Origin of the sequence: Casimicrobium huifangae, assembly GCF_009746125.1 — a bacterium.
Lineage (GTDB): Bacteria > Pseudomonadota > Gammaproteobacteria > Burkholderiales > Casimicrobiaceae > Casimicrobium > Casimicrobium huifangae.
Genome location: NZ_CP041352.1, coordinates 2,362,484 through 2,378,906, shown reverse-complemented (window position 1 = coordinate 2,378,906; position 16,423 = coordinate 2,362,484). Strand labels below are relative to the sequence as shown.

13 protein-coding genes and 1 pseudogene are annotated in these 16,423 nt (G+C 61.0%); all 14 read left to right on the top strand.

Annotated elements, in window-relative coordinates:
• Positions 1 to 285 precede the first annotated feature (285 nt).
• Complete coding sequence (locus FKL89_RS10755; RefSeq protein ID WP_156862756.1) at positions 286 to 1,995, top strand: MORN repeat-containing protein; 1,710 nt, start codon at positions 286 to 288, stop codon at positions 1,993 to 1,995.
• Between the two features lie 87 nt (positions 1,996 to 2,082).
• The gene (locus FKL89_RS10750; protein WP_162527491.1) at positions 2,083 to 3,585 is read left to right on the top strand and encodes a serine/threonine protein kinase; all 1,503 of its coding nucleotides are present in this window, start codon (positions 2,083 to 2,085) and stop codon (positions 3,583 to 3,585) included.
• Positions 3,586 to 3,625: 40 nt separating this feature from the next.
• A complete protein-coding gene (locus FKL89_RS10745; RefSeq protein ID WP_156862754.1) occupies positions 3,626 to 5,377 on the top strand; it encodes a serine/threonine-protein kinase in 1,752 nt (583 codons plus the stop codon).
• A gap of 39 nt (positions 5,378 to 5,416) precedes the next feature.
• Positions 5,417 to 5,899 carry a TssQ family T6SS-associated lipoprotein gene (locus tag FKL89_RS10740; RefSeq protein WP_238363321.1) on the top strand — a complete coding sequence of 161 codons (483 nt, stop codon included), beginning with the start codon at positions 5,417 to 5,419 and terminating at the stop codon, positions 5,897 to 5,899.
• Positions 5,900 to 5,940: 41 nt separating this feature from the next.
• Positions 5,941 to 6,219: pseudogene (locus FKL89_RS20575) on the top strand (FHA domain-containing protein); the annotation flags it as partial.
• Between the two features lie 474 nt (positions 6,220 to 6,693).
• Entirely contained in the window at positions 6,694 to 8,151 is a 1,458-nt protein-coding gene (tagH, locus tag FKL89_RS10735) for a type VI secretion system-associated FHA domain protein TagH (protein WP_238363320.1), read from the top strand.
• Positions 8,151 to 8,975, top strand: coding sequence for a PP2C family protein-serine/threonine phosphatase (locus FKL89_RS10730; protein WP_156862751.1), 825 nt, complete (start codon positions 8,151 to 8,153; stop codon positions 8,973 to 8,975). Before tagH ends, FKL89_RS10730 begins: the two co-directional genes overlap by 1 nt.
• 236 nt (positions 8,976 to 9,211) lie before the next feature.
• The gene (gene tssA / locus FKL89_RS10725; protein ID WP_238363319.1) at positions 9,212 to 10,252 is read left to right on the top strand and encodes a type VI secretion system protein TssA; all 1,041 of its coding nucleotides are present in this window, start codon (positions 9,212 to 9,214) and stop codon (positions 10,250 to 10,252) included.
• Positions 10,253 to 10,289: 37 nt separating this feature from the next.
• On the top strand, positions 10,290 to 10,805 hold the full coding sequence (tssB, locus tag FKL89_RS10720) for a type VI secretion system contractile sheath small subunit (RefSeq protein ID WP_156862749.1): 516 nt from the start codon (positions 10,290 to 10,292) through the stop codon (positions 10,803 to 10,805).
• 27 nt (positions 10,806 to 10,832) lie between these two features.
• Positions 10,833 to 12,329, top strand: a complete 1,497-nt coding sequence (gene tssC, locus FKL89_RS10715) for a type VI secretion system contractile sheath large subunit (RefSeq protein WP_156862748.1) — start codon at positions 10,833 to 10,835, stop codon at positions 12,327 to 12,329.
• Positions 12,330 to 12,473: 144 nt separating this feature from the next.
• On the top strand, positions 12,474 to 12,953 hold the full coding sequence (locus tag FKL89_RS10710) for an Hcp family type VI secretion system effector (RefSeq protein WP_156862747.1): 480 nt from the start codon (positions 12,474 to 12,476) through the stop codon (positions 12,951 to 12,953).
• Positions 12,954 to 13,140: 187 nt separating this feature from the next.
• Positions 13,141 to 13,947 (top strand): type VI secretion system accessory protein TagJ, encoded by an 807-nt coding sequence (locus FKL89_RS10705; RefSeq protein WP_156862746.1) that lies wholly within the window; start codon positions 13,141 to 13,143, stop codon positions 13,945 to 13,947.
• Between the two features lie 63 nt (positions 13,948 to 14,010).
• Positions 14,011 to 14,541, top strand: coding sequence for a type VI secretion system baseplate subunit TssE (gene tssE, locus FKL89_RS10700; RefSeq protein WP_156862745.1), 531 nt, complete (start codon positions 14,011 to 14,013; stop codon positions 14,539 to 14,541).
• Positions 14,542 to 16,416: a type VI secretion system baseplate subunit TssF gene (tssF, locus tag FKL89_RS10695; RefSeq protein WP_156862744.1), complete on the top strand. Its 1,875-nt coding sequence runs from the start codon at positions 14,542 to 14,544 to the stop codon at positions 16,414 to 16,416.
• Positions 16,417 to 16,423: the final 7 nt, after the last annotated feature.

Below are 16,423 nucleotides of genomic sequence, written 5' to 3'. Positions count from 1 at the left end.
AGAAGTCTTATTCAAATTGGGCCTAAGCGCCATTTTCAATAAAGTCGACTCTGCGTCATTCATTGCTCTTAGCCCTTAATCAATGGGCATTACAGCAGTAAGCTGAAACAGGCATTTGCACGATCTTGCAGCGGTTTTCGTCTTTGCGGGCATGAGCGATCGGCCCAATTCTGCGGGGACATTGCCGCTGCGGCAGACCAGCATTTCGTCCAGACGCGGCGCGTTTCGGCTCCGGGCATGCATCGGCGATAATCGTTCGATACAAGTGTCGACGTGGGGTAACCGATGAGTGAGTGCGCCGTCAAAGCGCGCCGTACGGGAGTTGCGGCTGCTCCAGCGATTGCGGTGCTTGCCGCATTTGCTGTGGCCCCTGCGCCTGTGCTTGCGCAAGGCGCCGTGTCTGCCCGTGATTTGCAGACGCGCTGCATTGTCAACTCCATCCCCAACGCGGAAGCCCTGACGGTCTCGTGGACGGGTGAGTGCAATGCCGGCCGCGCCAATGGCGTGGGCGACGTGATCGCCTTCAGCGCCGGCAAGCTCCGCTACATCCTCCGTGGGCAATTTCGCGATGGCGACCTGCTGCGCCAGGAAAACGTCCGCGATTGTGCCGGGAACGTATGTGCCGATGACGTGCCACGCAGTCTGCTGCGCCTGCACGAGCAGGCGGCAGTGGCCAGTGCGGCGTCGCCGCCGGCGTCGTCGGCTGGAGCAGTGGTCGCTGCGCCGCCCGTGGCAGCGCCGACGCAGTCGGAGGTGCGTGCTGTCGATGGCGTCTATCGCGGACAGATTACGGTTGATCCCCGTACCGGTGCGCTGAGCGGAGAGGTTCGTGCCCAGTACAACGACGGTCGCAGCTTCGAGGGCACGTTGCGCAACAGTCGCAAAGAGGGCTTCGGCACCTATGCCTGGCCCGATGGCCAGCGCTACCGGGGGCAATGGCGTGACGATCTGCAGGATGGCAAAGGTACGCTGACGTTTGCCAACGGCGACGTTTACGAGGGTGACTTCGTCCGCAATGAACGCACCGGCACCGGCACCCTGAGCTACAAAAATGGTGGCAGTTACACCGGGCAATGGTTGCGCGGAGCCCGCGATGGCCGCGGCGTCGAGGAATGGCCCAATGGGCAGCGTTACGACGGAAGCTGGAAGAACAATCGCAAGGACGGCAGCGGCAATATGCGGTTCCCCGACGGCGACAGTTATGACGGTGACTGGCGCGATGATCGCGCCACCGGGAAAGGCGACATCCTGTTTGCCAGCGGCGACTCATACACAGGCGAGGTGCGCGATGGCGTGGCGCATGGTCAGGGCATCATGCGCTGGGGCTCTGGTGACCGCTTTGAGGGCGAGTTCGACGCCGGAAAGCCGAGCGCACGGGGCACCATGACTTTCCTTGCCGAAGTCGCGGCAGCAAGTCTACCGGCGGCCGAGCCGGAACCCGTGGTGCCCGCGCCACCTGCAGCTGCGCCAACCGCAACCCCGGCGGCGCCGTCGCGGACCAGTCTGTGCGCAGCAGCGTTCAACGCCGCACGAGACAGCGCTGCGCTCAAGCGCTTTGTTGACTCGTTTCCCGATGACGAGTGCGGTCGTCATGCCTTGGCCCGGCAAAAGATTGCCACCTGGGAGGAGCAGGCGCGGGTGGCGGCACGTGCCGCCAGCAAGGCGCTGGAAGAGCGGCAGGCCAATGCGCGGGCTTTTGTTGGCAGCACTGTCGCTTTCAGGCAGGAGTTTCCGTTTTGTGTTTCAGGAACCGGAGCAAGCTGCCAGCGCGTGGTTTACGTGTTCGATGTCAAGGCCAAAGTGCGTGACGTCGATGTGCAAAAAGGCAGGGCGCAAGTACAAATCAGCGAAGTCACGTCACTGGGTAATGAAAAAGGCGCACCATCGCAACTGTTTGCCGAAGGGCGAAGCGCGGCCACCGCAGATTTCCGCACGCGCACGGTGGGCACGGTCGCGTCCAAAACTTTTGCAGAAGTCGGTCTCGCAGGTCTGTGATCGTGTAACGGCAAAGCAGTGGTGTTTGCTGGTCATGCCAGGCGATTGCTGGTATGGTTCTCGCTGTCATAAAAGTTGAGGCCCTGCGTGTCGAGTCCGTCCAGTCAGCTGCTAGCAACCCACGCCAATTGCCTGCCGGTCGGTACGCGCGTCGCTGACTTCGAGATCATCGGCCTGATCGGTGAGGGGGGCTTCGGCATCGTCTACCTCGCCAAGGACACCTCGCTTGATCGCGTCGTGGCCCTGAAAGAATTCATGCCCGCGGCCTTTGCTGGCCGCATCGACGGCATCCGCGTTGCCGTCCGCGCCGCCAACCACAAGGCAACCTTTGACGCCGGCCTCAAGAGCTTCATCAATGAAGCGAAGATGCTGGCCAAGTTTGCCCACCCTGCGCTGGTCGAGGTGTTCCGCTTCTGGGAGGGCAATGGCACCGCCTACATGGCCATGCGCCTCTACAAAGGCGAGACACTGCGCCAGGTCCTGGCGAAGGGAACGGAAGACTTCACGGAGGAAAGAATCGCCCAGGTGATGGGGCCGATCTTTGATGCGCTGGAGATGCTGCATCGTGAGCAGGTGTTCCATCGCGATATCGCGCCGGACAACATCATGCTCGCCGATGGCCGTTCGGTACTGCTTGACTTTGGATCGGCGCGCAAGATTATCGGTGACGCCACACAGGCGCTCACTACGGTGCTGAAGCCAGGTTATGCCCCGGTCGAGCAGTACAGTGACGACGGCACCATGAAGCAGGGGGCCTGGACTGATGTTTATGCGCTCGGCGGGGTGCTCTATCACCTGGCCACTGGCAAACCGCCGTTGCAGGCGGTGTCGCGCATGTTGTCCGATCCGATGCAGACCATTAACCAGGTCACGGGCGACAAGTTTTCGATTGGTTTTTCGCAAGCGGTATCAAAAGCGATGGCGGTTCACATCGACAATCGCTTTCAGACCGTGACCGCTTTTCGCGAGGCGCTGGGTTGGAACGTCGGTCTGCAGCCGCGCGTAGTGACCTTGCCCAATCCGCAGGTATGGCTGGAGCCGGATACCGCTCCGCGCACCGGTCCGAGGCCGCCTGTTCCTGCCAGCAGCAGCGGAGAGCCACTGGTACGTGGCGAGCGTGCTGCCGCCGCGCGGGCTGGAGAGGCGCCTTCGCGGGCCCCCCTGATCGCCGGAGCAGTAGCGCTGGCGCTGGCCGTGGGGGGCGGCGCCTACTGGCTCACTCGCAAACCGGCGCCAGAACCGGTGGCGACACCGGCGCCAGCGCCCGCTCCGGCGCCGGCTGCACCGACTCCTGCCCCAGTGGCGGCGGTGCCGAGCACTCCGGCCCCTACGGCTGCTGGCGCAGGGCAAGATATGCCAACTACCGCGCCGATCGGTACCGGGACGGTCAAGTTTGAAGTCAAGCCGCGGGGGCGCATCGACGTTGACGGCTTCGCCAAAGGATTGTCGCCGCCGATGACGGAACTCAAACTCCCGGCCGGCAAACACACCGTCGAAATCATCAACCCCACTGACCCGTCGAACCGAGTGACCAGAACCGTTGACGTGACAGCCGACACATCGGTAACCGTTTCTCATACCTTCCGGTGAAACGGATGACCGTGTTCATACATTTCTGCGAGAAGAGATCATGACTGCTTCTTCTGCTACAGCCTCCAGCGCGATGCCACCAGGCACGCGGTTGGGTGAATTCGAGATTACCGGCGTGATTGGCGAGGGCGGTTTCGGCATCGTCTATAGCGCCCGTGATTCCAGCCTCGACCGCATTGTTGCCATCAAGGAATACCTGCCGTCAGCCTTTGCCAGCCGCACGACGGCGGGAACTGTTCAAGTTCGCTCGGAGGAACACACCAAGACATTCAACGCCGGGCTGTCGAGCTTCATCAACGAAGCACGCATGCTGGCCAAGTTCTCCCATCCCGGCCTGGTGGAGGTGTTCCGCTTCTGGGAAGGCAATGGCACTGCCTACATGGCGATGCGCTATTACCGCGGCGTAACGCTGCGCGAAATGCTGCGCACCAATCCGCAGGTCGTCACCGAGCAGTGGTTGTGCGAAACGCTGGACCCGATCCTGCTCGCGCTGCAGGAGCTGCACAACGAAAAGTGCTATCACCGCGATATCGCCCCTGACAATATTCTGGTGCTGCCCAATGGACGCTCGGTCCTGATGGACTTTGGTGCTGCGCGCCGCATCATCGGTGGCATGACGCGCGCGTTGACCACCGTGCTCAAGCCCGGCTACGCGCCGATCGAGCAATACTCGGATGACGGCTCGATGCAACAGGGGGCATGGACCGATATCTACGCCGTTGGCGGTGTGCTCTATCACGCGATGACCGGCAAAGTGCCGGTGCAAGCGATTTCGCGGATGATGAACGATCCGCTCAAGCCAGTTGCGGCCGCAGCCAGAGGCACCTATTCCGACAATCTCTGTGCGGTAGTGATGAAGTGTCTGGCGGTGATGCCGGAGAATCGCTATCAATCGGTCGACGAGCTGCGTGCGGCGTTGGGCTGGGTGACGACGCCGGTGAGTTCCACTGTAATTCTGCAACGCACAACCTACGCCAACGCTGCCGACTCCGCTGCCGCCAATCTCGCCCGCAGTGCTGCGGTTGCACCCGCTACACCGGCGCCTTCTGCGCCGCTCCCCGCAGCGGCGAGTGCTGCGGGCAGTGTTGATCCGCTGGCCGCGCTAATTGGCAGCCCGCCTAGCGCCCCGAAGCCCGCGCCCTCCCAGTTCGCTACGCCGGTTGCACTGCGTGGGTCCGCGCCAGCAACCGCCCCGGCGATTCCCGAATCGAAGCCTGCGGCAAGTGCGCCGCCCGCGAAGAAAAGCAATGTACTGCCGATTGCTGTTTTGGCCTTTGCTGCGCTAGCTGTTGTCGGTTCGGCCGCCTACCTGATGATGAGTCGCGGCGACAATCCCGGTGAGCCGCCGATCGCGGTAGCCCCGCCGTCGGCCGAACCGAAAGCTGCCAAGGCACCAGATGTTGCGCCACCTGGCGCGACACCTGCTGTCGAGCCGGCAACCAGCCCACCGGCGAACACAACGCCGTTGCCTGCTGTGGATGCTCCAAAAGCGCCGTCAAGTGTTCCGGATCAGGTGGCGACGAAGACGGCCGAGGCGCCCGGGACGGCATCTCCCCTTGCTACGCCTGACAAGCCCGCAGTTGGTGAACTCGGCAAAGTTGACCTGCGCATCAAGCCTTGGGGCAGCATTTCTGTGGACGGCGTTGCCAAGGGCGCGTCACCACCGACCATGCAACTTAGTCTGCCGCCAGGCACCCACACCATCGTCATTCAAAATCCTGCTGGCCCACCGGTGACCAGAACGGTCGACGTCGTAGCAGGGAAGTCAGTGACGGTTCGTCACACGTTCTAGCCCTGGGGCAGGACACAAATTCGCGCGCACAGGAGAATAATGATGAAGACGTTAATGCGTTCCCTCCACCTCGCCACCGTTGCTGCCTTGCTTTCCGCCTGCGCGACGCCACCTCCGGCAACGGTGAACCACCCGGCGCCGCCACCGCCGCCGCCGCCAGTGGCGACCGTGCCCCCTGCGCCCGTCGCACCGCCGCCTGCGGCACCCGCTGTTGACACTGGTGCCAGCGAGCGAGCTCTGGTTGCGGCAATAGGTGCCTATGACCGCGGCGAATTTGCGGCTGCCATCAGGCAGTTGAATCCGATGATTTCGGACGGCTCGCTTGATCCGGCGCAGTTGCTTCGTGCGTTGAAGGTGCTGGCGTTTTCGCAATGCTCATCGGGCGCCACGACGGCGTGTCGGCAGTCGTTTGAAAAGGCGTTCCGCGCTGATCCCAACTTTGAGTTGTTGCCGGCGGAACGCGGGCATCCGGTGTGGGGGCCACAATTCGACCGCGCCCGTCGGACTGTGCTTGGCCGCTGAGGACGAGGCGCAACCCAGCTGCGTGTGATACCTAGCCAACTATGACCGGTCTGACTCTCAAGGTTGTGTCTGTCGATGCCGTGGCGCCGCCGCAAGCATTTGCGCGGGCGTTCGATTCGAACGGTGGGACGATCGGACGTGACGACAGCAATTCGATGGCGCTGCCGGACAAGCATCGGCGTGTATCGAGATTGCATGCGACGATCAGTTTTCCCGGCGGCGTAGCCACAGTCACGAACTCCAGCACGTCGCTGCCGATCTCGGTGGCCGACCAGCAACTGGATAGCGGTGAATCGGCACCCATCGCCAATGGCACACTGATCGAGATCGGCCCATACATCCTTCAGGCAAGCTTTGCTGGCGCCGCGCACATTGCGTCTGATGTTGCTGTGCCGCCGGCGAATACTCTGCGGCCTGAGCACGCCGTAGCTTCGGCAATCAGTTGGCCGTCTGCGCCTGTCGCCGTCCCGCCGCCACAGCTGGCAGCCAGTGACGTTGACGTTGGCGCCCTCTTTGCTCCGCCTTCACCGGCAGCACACCAAGCGCAACCAGCACCCATGGCAACAAACGATCCGTTGCAGGCGCTAATCGGTGGGGCACCAGGCCCGGCTGCTCGAGGAAGCATGTCCGGCAGCGGGGTTGCTCCAAGCACGCTACCTTCCCCAGCATCCCCAGCCGCGTTCGTTTTCCCGCCCACGCCGGCGCCAATGCCGGTGTTCCCGGCGCCGTCTGTGCCCCAGCAGGTCGCTCCGCCGACATCGTACTCATCGCCGGCGGCAGCCCCTTTTGCAAGTTTGATTCCTGCGGCCCCCGAGCCCGGACCCAGCGCGGGTGGTGATCCCTTTGCCAACCTGCTGGTCGGTATCGGTTCGCCATCTGCCTCTTCGCAGGCCATGCCGGCCATCGGTCACGTGCCAGCCGGCCTTGTGGCGGATCCGCTTGCAGCACTCGGTGGTAGCTTGTCGACCACCGGGTATTCGTCGCCACCGGTCGCATCGTCGGGCGCAAATATCTCGGGCGCACTCATTCCCGACGACTTCAACCCATTTGCGATGCCGTCCGAGACGTCGCGCAACGCCGCCGATCCGCTCTCTGGTCTGCTCGGGACGGCGCCGGGCCAACCAGATGGCGCCGCGGCTGCTTCCGGTCCGGCGGTTGCACCGCCAATTGACTCGCTGTTTCAGAATGGCTCGGGCTTCGACAGAGTTGGCGATTCCCTGCATGCCCCGTTGTCACAGGCGCGTGACGGAAACTCGGACCTTTCAGCGTTGCTGGGGCCAGCCGATGGCAATAGCGATCCGCTGGCTCTTTTCGACAGCCCGGCTGCCGCGCCCACGCATCGACCCATGCGGGACGATTCGCTTGAACTTGGCGCGGCCTTCGCGCCGCCTTTGCCTCTTCATGCGGACCCGCTAGCCGCTTTCCAGCAGGCGGCACCAACGCCGGTAGTCGTTGATCCGTTCGCCGGTTTGATGGCGTCTCCAGTAGCACAACCGGCGGCGGTTTCGGTCGTGCCGGGATCAAATACCGTCGCTGCAAGCCCATTGCCGGCGATGGCCCCGGTACCCGCTGCACCGTCTGCACGCCCTGTGGCTGCCTTCGAACCTGTAGCCGCGCCGCAGCGGCCAACCGCATCACCCGATGCGCTGACCGAAGCGTTCCTGCGCGGCGCTGGTTTGCCACCTTCAGCGCTGCCGCAGGGATTGACGCCAGAGGTGATGATGATGGTTGGCAGCGTTCTGCGCAGTGCAACAGCCGGCGCGGTTGACATGCTGGCGGCGCGTGCGGCGACCAAGCGGGAAGTGCAGGCGAGCGTCACCATCATTTCGGTGCAGGCCAACAATCCGCTCAAGTTTCTGCCCAACGCAGACGCCGCGATGCTGCAACTGCTGGGCAAAAAGATGCCCGGCTTCATGCGTGCGGACGTGGCCATGCGCGACGCCTTTGACGATTTGCGCGCGCACGAAGTGGGTGTGATTGCCGGGACCCGGGCAGCGTTGACCGAGGTGCTGGGCAAGTTTGATCCGGCCGTGCTCGGCGAGAAGCTGGCGAAGGGCTCAGTGCTTGAGTCGGTGATGCCGTCTGCCCGCAAAGCGAAATTGTGGGACATGTATCTGGAGCGGTATCTGCAAATTCGCCGCGAAGCGGAGGACGATTTCCAGAGCATCTTCGGCCGCGCATTTGTTCAGGCCTATGAGCGGGAGACCGCACGCATCAAGGGCGAAGTGCCCGCGTCTGGGGGGGATCGGTGATGATGAATGCTGGCGAATTGCGGCTCGAATCGGCAAGTTTCTCTCACGACGGCGGACGTGACTACAACGAAGACGCCGTCGGCGACAGCGATGCATTTGGCGCGGTGCGCCTTTTCATGCTGGCAGATGGGGCCGGCGGGCAGGGCGGCGGCGATGTCGCGGCGCAAACCGCGATTGCCGCTGCGCGGGCCGAGTTCATGCGCATGCCAGCCTTCAGTCCAGACACCTTGCGTCGGTGCATATCCAGTGCCGACCTGGCCGTCAGGCAGAAGCAGGTCAAGGAGACGCGGCTGTCGCGTATGGCATCCACTTTTGTTGCCATTCTCGTCGACTACAGGCAGCGCCAGGCGCTGATTGGAAATCTGGGCGATTCACGTTGTTATGTGTTTCGCAGCGCCCAGGTAATCGGGCAATCCTACGATCACAGCCTCGTGCAGCGCTTCATCGACGCAGGCTTGTATCCTGCAGAGAGGTTGCGCGAGCATCCCAAGCGCAATGTCCTTTATGCCTCGCTGGGAGCAAACGAAGAGTCGGTAGAGCCCTTCGTCAGCGAAACCCCGATCGCACTGCTTCCCGGCGACGGTATCCTGCTCTGCAGTGACGGCGTCTGGGAATTGATTGACGACGCGACGCTGGGCAAGTTGCACGCAATGAGTCCCAACGTAGCCGTCTGGCGCGACCATCTGGTCGCTGCGGTCCGCGGTCGCATGGCACCAGGTCACGACAATTTCAGTGCCTTGCTGGTGCGTTGCACACTGTCTGCCCTGGATGCCGACGAAGATGACCAGCGCACGATGCCGCCGATGTCGCTACAGGTCGCCTGACACTTTTTCCATTCGGTTTGCGTCTATCAGGAGACGCAAGGAGTGACGGTGTAACTTGTTGTAACGCGCACTCACTTTGCGCGGCTTGTAATGAGACGACGACAGTTGTAGTCTTCTACAGTCGGAGGGGATAGTTGTTTGCGCGCCCGTACAAGTTTCCGCAGGACGGGGGCATAGCGTGGTGTGTTCCCCGACAGGCATGGAAGAACCGGACCAGCATCAGGAGCGGGGCAGCAGTGATTGACTTTGATCGTTTCGTCGAGCCGATTGCAGGTGACAATGCCTGCGGCCCCGATTGCGAATATGACAACGATTTTCTGGCCTTGTCTCAGGCAACTGCCGGAAAGCCCGAGCAGCAATTTGGCGACACCGTCATTCCGGCGGTCGACCCTGACTGGCGGGAAGTGGATTCGCTGGCAAGTGCCATGCTGGAGCGTACCCGTGACTTGCGCGTCGTCGCCTGGCTCAGTCTCGCCAATACGCATTTGCACGGCGCAAGCGCCTTTGCTGCCGGGCTCCGCCTGATGCATGCGCTCTGCGAGCGCTATTGGGACGATGTTCATCCGCGTGTGGTCATTGATGGCGATTCCGATCCGTACTTGCGGATGAACGCCATCGCCGCTTTTTCCGGCACCGAGTATTCAGGCGAAGATCGGTTGCTCATGGCACTGCGTGCGTCAGTGCTTGTCAAGCAGCCGCTCACTCTGACGTATCGTGACGTTGAGTTGGCCTTCACCAATTCGCCCGAAGCGCCTTATGCGATCGGTCAGGTTGAATCCATGTTGCGGGATTCGCTGGCATCGGGCAATGCAGATATCGATTCGATCGGTCAAGCCTACGACAGCTATCTCGGGTTCAGGCAACTGCTCGAAGACAAGGTTTCGGCAGCCGATATGCCCGACTTTGACTGCCTGGTCAACGTGCTCAAGCCGGTCGCCATGGGCATCCGCAATCTCACGTCGGGACAAGCCAGCGGAGCCGATGCTGAAGGCATCGCGGACCAGGGGGCCAGTACCGGTACGGGTGCTACCGTCGCGGGAGGGTCGGGGCTGGTTCAAAGTCGCGAGGACGCACGTCGCGCTCTCGAACGCGTCTGTGAGTATCTTGAACGGCATGAACCAAGCAACCCGGCCGCGCTGTTCGCCCGCCGTGCGCAGAGAATGCTCAGCATGTCTTTCCTGGACATCATGCGTGAGCTTTCGCCTGACTCCATGTCTCACCTGGAAATGCTCACCGGGGCCAATGCCCAGCAGCAGGACTCGTCATCGAGTTACTGAATTTCAGATCATCGTTTTCACCAAGGAGTAAGCAGTCATGTCAGCTAAAAAGAGTGGTCAAAAGTGGATTGCGAAGAACCGGGCGCCGCGCGTACAAATTGAGTACGACGTCGAGGTGTATGGCTCCGAGAAGAAGGTGCAGATTCCGTTCGTGATGGGCGTGATGGCAGACCTCTCCGGCAAGTCGGAAGAGCCGCTTCCCGATATCGCCGATCGCAAGTTCACGGAAATCGACTTCGACAATTTCGATGCGCGGATGAAGGCAATCAAGCCCCGCGTCGCGTTTACCGTACCGAACACTTTGACCGGTGAGGGCTATATGTCGGTCGATGTTACCTTCGAAAACATGGATGACTTTTCGCCTGCTGCGGTCGCCAAGAAGGTCGGCGCGCTGAACCAGTTGCTGGAAGCGCGTACCCAATTGCACAATCTTCTCAGCTATATGGACGGCAAATCCGGTGCTGAGGAGCTGTTGTCGAAGGTTCTGCAGGACCCGGCACTGATGGCTTCGCTCTCCTCGGCGCCCAAGCCCGACGAGACACCGAGCGCCTAGTCGTAACCAGAATAAGGAAGATTGATCATGGCAACCGAATCGCAATCCGCAACCAGTCTGGGCAACGTCGAATTTCAGGGCAATGAGTTCGCGTCGCTGCTGAACAAGGAGTTCAAGCCGAAAACTGACGAGGCGCGTGGCGCAATTGAAAATGCGGTGCAAACCCTGGCTCAACAGGCGCTGGCGCACTCCAACACAATTTCCACTGACGCTTACCGTACCATTGAAGGCCTCATCGCGGCGCTCGACAAAAAGCTGTCCGACCAGATGAATCTCATCCTCCACCACGAGGAGTTTCAGAAGCTGGAGGGCACCTGGCGCGGCCTCAAGTATCTGGTCGATAACTCCGACCCGGACGAAATGCTCAAGATTCGCGTCATGAACATTTCGAAAAACGACCTTCGCAAGACGATGCGCCGCTACAAGGGCACTGGTTGGGACCAAAGCCCCATCTTCAAGAAGCTCTACGAAGAAGAATACGGCCAGTTTGGTGGCGAGCCCTACGGCTGCCTGGTCGGTGACTATCACTTTGACCACAGCGCACCGGACGTCGAGTTGCTTGGTGAAATGGCCCGCGTCGCTGCAGCTGCGCATGCCCCGTTCATCGCGGGAGCTTCGCCGGCGATCATGCAGATGAATTCCTGGCAGGAACTCGCCAATCCGCGCGACCTGACGAAGATTTTCAGTAATACCGAGTACGCCGCCTGGCGGGGGTTGCGCGATTCCGACGACTCCAAGTATGTTGGCCTCGCCATGCCGCGCTACCTGTCGCGCATGCCCTACGGCGCCAAAACGAACCCGGTTGAAGAGTTTGCGTTCGAAGAAGACACTGAAGGCGGTTCGCACTCGAAGTACACCTGGTCAAATTCGGCTTTTGCGATGGCGGCCAACATCAACCGTTCCTTCAAGGAGTACGGATGGTGCACGTCAATTCGCGGTGTTGAATCCGGCGGCATCGTTACCGATCTGCCTGCGCACACTTTTCCCAGTGATGACGGCGGCGTCGATCTCAAGTGCCCCACGGAAATCGCAATCAGCGATCGCCGGGAGGCGGAGCTGGCAAAGAATGGCTTCATGCCGCTTGTCCATCGCAAGAACACCGACCTGGCAGCGTTCATCGGTGCGCAATCTCTGAACAAGCCAGCTGAATACTACGACCCGGACGCCACCGCCAATGCGAATCTGGCCGCGCGTTTGCCGTACATGTTCGCGTGCTGCCGCTTTGCGCACTACTTGAAGTGCATCGTTCGCGACAAGATCGGGTCGTTCCAGGAGCGCAAGGACATGGAGCGCTGGCTGAACGACTGGATCACCAACTACGTCGATGGCAACCCGGAATCTTCCAGTCAGGAAACCAAGGCGCGCCGCCCGCTGGCTGCGGCAGAAGTGGTGGTGGAAGAGGTTGAGGGCAATCCGGGCTACTACACGTCAAAGTTTTTCCTGCGCCCGCACTATCAGCTCGAAGGTTTGACGGTTTCGCTGCGCCTCGTGTCGAAGTTGCCGTCGGCGAAGTCGAAGTCCTGATCGGTACATCCAACATTTCATTGCAAGGATGACATTTTCAACTCGGTGGTTGCGTCTATGTAGACAGGAGCGTCAAGTTAGTGGCGCTTGACAGAGTAGCAAAGCCTACCAACCATCTTTTCTCACGATCTTAAGGAGATCATCATGGCATTTGACGCATATCTGAAGATTACCGGCGTAAATGGTGAAGCCAAGGACGACAAGCATCCGGGCTGGATTCACCTCGAGTCGTACTCGTTCGGCGGTTCCAACGTCGGCAGTGCCCGCCTCGGTGGCGGTATGGGGACCGGCAAGGCTGACCTGCAGGACTTTCACTTCACGACCAGCATGGACAAATCCGTGCCTGACCTTCTGGTGAAGTGCTGCACGGGCGAGCATATCCCCGAGGCAAAACTCGAACAGGTCAAGTCGGGCGGCACCAAACTGGTCTTCCTCAAAGTGACGATGAGCGACGTGCTGATCTCGAGCGTTCAGCTCGGTGGTTCGGCCGACATTCCGAACGCATCGGTTTCGTTCAACTTCACCAAGATCAAGATCGAGTACCAGGCTCAAAACGAGCAGGGCGGGGCGGACGGTGGCGTGACCACCGGTGGCTTCGACATCAAGCAGAACAAGAAGATCTAGTCACTCTTCCTGATCCTGCGCGGCGTATAGGGCTTTGCGGCCCTGTACGCCGGTTTGCTTTTTCGGCGTCGACGTACCGGCCTGCATCGAGCGACGTACAGACTTGACAGACAGCACCACGGTTCCAGTGCAAACGGTCGGGCTGCGACAAGAACACACAGAACACTTCGAAGATCGGAAGCGCAACATGTCTAACGTAAGCCACGCACCGTTGCAGGATCAACTCGCAGAGTTGCAGAGTCGCATCAAGGCTGATGCGGCAAACGTCAAGCTCCGAATTCATCTGTTTCAGTTGTTGTGCGTGATGGGCAACTGGACGCGCGCCCTGGCGCAATTGCAGGTTTGCGGGCAGATGGACGCCAAGTCCTTGCCGATGGCGCAGACTTACCGAGAGGCCATTCGCTACGAGTTGTTTCGTGCGGAAGTCTTCGCTGGCAAACGTGCACCGCAGGTCATGGGCAAACCTCCGGCATGGATCGGCCCGCTGATTGAAGCCTTGCGTCACGACGGTAGCGGCGACTACGCTGCTGCTGCTGCGCTGCGCGAACGTGCGATGGATGAGGCGGAGCCGAGCGCCTGCACGGTTGACGGCGTTGCCTGCGAGTGGTTTGCCGACGGTGATTCACGACTGGGGCCTGTGTGCGAAATCATTGCCAATGGTCAGTATTTCTGGCTGCCTCTTGAATCATGCCAGGGCGTTAGTCTTGAGCCACCCGCAGACTTGCGTGATCTTGTCTGGGCGTCGGGCGAGGTGCTGCTACCGAACGAAGGCCGGGTGCCGGTGCTCGTACCGGCCCGCTATCCCGGCACGGCCGAAGCCACGGGCGACAATGCAGATCTGTTGAAGCAATCGCGTGTTACTGAATGGCACGAAGCGCATCCCGGCATGTGGTTTGGCATGGGGCAACGTCTATGGAGCAGCGACGTGGGCGAACATCCAATTCTGGATACTCGTCTGGTGTCTTTCCCGCTCGCCAGCGCAGAGTCTGCCTAGCGATGGAGGCGCAGCGCCAAAACATGGGGCGATGTCGGGCTGTCGTATTGACTGGCAGCTGCCATGGATGAGCGCACGATATTACGGTCCGAAGGTGATCGGCTGCAACCGGCATTGCTCGACCGACTGACTGATGATGAGCCAGGTAACCGTCAGGAGCTGCTGCAAAATTCAGTGGTATCCAAAGGGCGGCTCAAGCGCACGGTGTTGCGCGATCTGGTGTGGTTGCTCAACACCACGTCGCATCACACGCGGGACCAGTTGAACGACTATCCGGAAGTGCGCCGTTCGGTCATCAACTACGGGATCCCGGTACTGTCCGGGCAACACTTCTCCGGCGTTGACTGGCGCGAGCTGGAGCGCGGCATCCACGAGGCGATTCTGACTTTTGAGCCGCGCATCCTGCCCGACACGCTAAAGGTGACTGCGATCGCCCCGGCGGATAGTCTGGGGCACCACAACCTGCTGCAGTTCGAGTTGCGCGGCGAGCTGTGGTCGATGCCGTTTCCAATTGAACTGCTCATTCGATCCGAGCTCGATCTCGAAACCGGACAAGTTACCATCGCCGATCAGTTGTCGACGGGAGTCGCGTAAATGGATCCGCGGATGCTCGACTACTACAACCGCGAGCTGGCCTACGTCCGCGAGCAGGGTTCCGAGTTCGCTGAGCAGTTTCCGAAGGTGGCTGCTCGTCTGGGCATGCGCGGTCTTGAGGTTGCCGACCCGTACGTCGAACGCTTGCTGGAAGGCTTTGCCTTCATGTCGGCGCGAATTCAGCTCAAGATGGATGCCGAGTTCCCCCGGTTCTCGCAGCGCCTGCTTGATCTGATTTATCCCGGATACTTGGCGCCGACTCCAGCCATGGGGATAGCCCAGCTCACTCCATCACGGTCCGAAGGCGGCTCGCCGGACGGACACCTGTTGCCCCGGAACTCACGGCTTCGCGCGCGCCTGCCCGCGCACGAGCAGACCGCGTGCGAGTTCCGCACCGCCGACGATGTCACGATCTGGCCGGTGCAGCTTACCGAAGCGAGATTGACAGCGGCTCCCCCTGATCTGCCGATCGCTGGTTATCGCTGGGGGGCGCCCGTGCGAGGTGCACTGCGCCTTGGCTTCGAAACGACCGCGCAAGTGCCAGTATCGGCCCTCAAGCTTGACTCGTTGCCGCTGTTTATAAAGGGGATGCCAGACGTTGCGTCCCGCCTGCAGGAGATTTTGCATACGCAATGCGTCGGCGTGATGGTTCACGCAGGTGGTTTGCCGATCAAACATCTGGTGCCCTATCAACCCGATGCACTGCGGGTAGAGGGTTTTGCCGTGGAGCAGGCAATGCTGCCGGTCAATTCGCGCGCCTTTGATGGGCATCGGTTGTTGCACGAATACTTCGCGTTTCCCGATCGCTTTCGCTTTTTCTCGATGAACGGGTTGCAGCGTGCCCTGCCGCCGATGGAGGGCAACCGTTTCGAGATTGTATTTCTGCTGAAACAGGCCAATGCAGCGTTGGAGCCACTTATCGATGTCGATAACTTCGCTCTGTACTGCACGCCAGTTGTCAATCTGTTCCAGCGAACGTCAGATCGCATCCCGGTCACTTCAACGCGATTTGAGTACCACGCCGTTGTCGAACGTACCCGACCACTCGATTTCGAGATCCACTCGATCAATCGTGTTACCGGGCACCACGCGGAGTCTGATCGCGAGGTCGTTTTCCATCCGTTCTACGCGGCTGCTGACGTTGACCGTCGCGGCGCCGGTGCGTACTTTTCTGTTCGCCGCGAGCCACGGTTGCTGTCGGAGCAATCGCGCCGACATGGGCCGCGGACGGGATACATCGGCTCCGAGTGCTTCCTGTCTCTGGTAGACATCAAGGAGGCACCGTTTGCCTCCGACCTCCGCCAGATTACGGTCGATGCGTTGTGCACCAATCGTGACCTGCCTTTGCTGACGCCCGTCGGCAACGCAGACACCGATCTGACGCTGATGACCTCGGCACCGATCGACGCAGTGCGCTTCATCGCAGGGCCCACGCGGCCATCGCCGGCGCTGGCGGAGCGCGAAATTACGTGGCGGCTGATCTCGCAACTGAGCCTCAACTACCTGACGCTGACTGACGTGAATGCAGATCAGGGCGCCAGTGCGGTGCGTGAATTGCTGGAGCTGTACGCCAGGGTGGGCGCGTCGGGATCAGATGCGCAGGTGGGCGGCGTGCAGAAGCTGGCGGTCAAAGCGGTCAATCGACGGGTGCCCAATCGTGGGCCGATCGTGTTCGGTCGCGGCGTGTCACTCGAACTGGAGGTCGATGAAATTCCGTTTGCCGGCGTGAGCCCGTGGTTGCTGGGGGCGGTGCTTGAGCAGTTTTTCGCGCGGCATGTGAGCATCAATTCGTTTACTGAATTTTCGTTGCGATCCGTGCAGCGTGGCGCCATCGGCCAATGGCAGCCACGAATTGGCCGCCGGCCAACGGTTTGATCGCGCG

Bases quoted from the DNA above. Each gene is read 5' to 3' on its own strand.
- FKL89_RS10740 (WP_238363321.1), top strand. From the start codon at position 5,417: ATGATGAAGACGTTAATGCGTTCCCTCCACCTCGCCACCGTTGCTGCC.
- FKL89_RS10755 (WP_156862756.1), top strand. From the start codon at position 286: ATGAGTGAGTGCGCCGTCAAAGCGCGCCGTACGGGAGTTGCGGCTGCT.
- tssC (WP_156862748.1), top strand. From the start codon at position 10,833: ATGGCAACCGAATCGCAATCCGCAACCAGTCTGGGCAACGTCGAATTT.
- FKL89_RS10710 (WP_156862747.1), top strand. From the start codon at position 12,474: ATGGCATTTGACGCATATCTGAAGATTACCGGCGTAAATGGTGAAGCC.
- FKL89_RS10730 (WP_156862751.1), top strand. From the start codon at position 8,151: ATGATGAATGCTGGCGAATTGCGGCTCGAATCGGCAAGTTTCTCTCAC.
- tssB (WP_156862749.1), top strand. From the start codon at position 10,290: ATGTCAGCTAAAAAGAGTGGTCAAAAGTGGATTGCGAAGAACCGGGCG.
- tssF (WP_156862744.1), top strand. From the start codon at position 14,542: ATGGATCCGCGGATGCTCGACTACTACAACCGCGAGCTGGCCTACGTC.
- FKL89_RS10705 (WP_156862746.1), top strand. From the start codon at position 13,141: ATGTCTAACGTAAGCCACGCACCGTTGCAGGATCAACTCGCAGAGTTG.
- tssE (WP_156862745.1), top strand. From the start codon at position 14,011: ATGGATGAGCGCACGATATTACGGTCCGAAGGTGATCGGCTGCAACCG.
- FKL89_RS10745 (WP_156862754.1), top strand. From the start codon at position 3,626: ATGACTGCTTCTTCTGCTACAGCCTCCAGCGCGATGCCACCAGGCACG.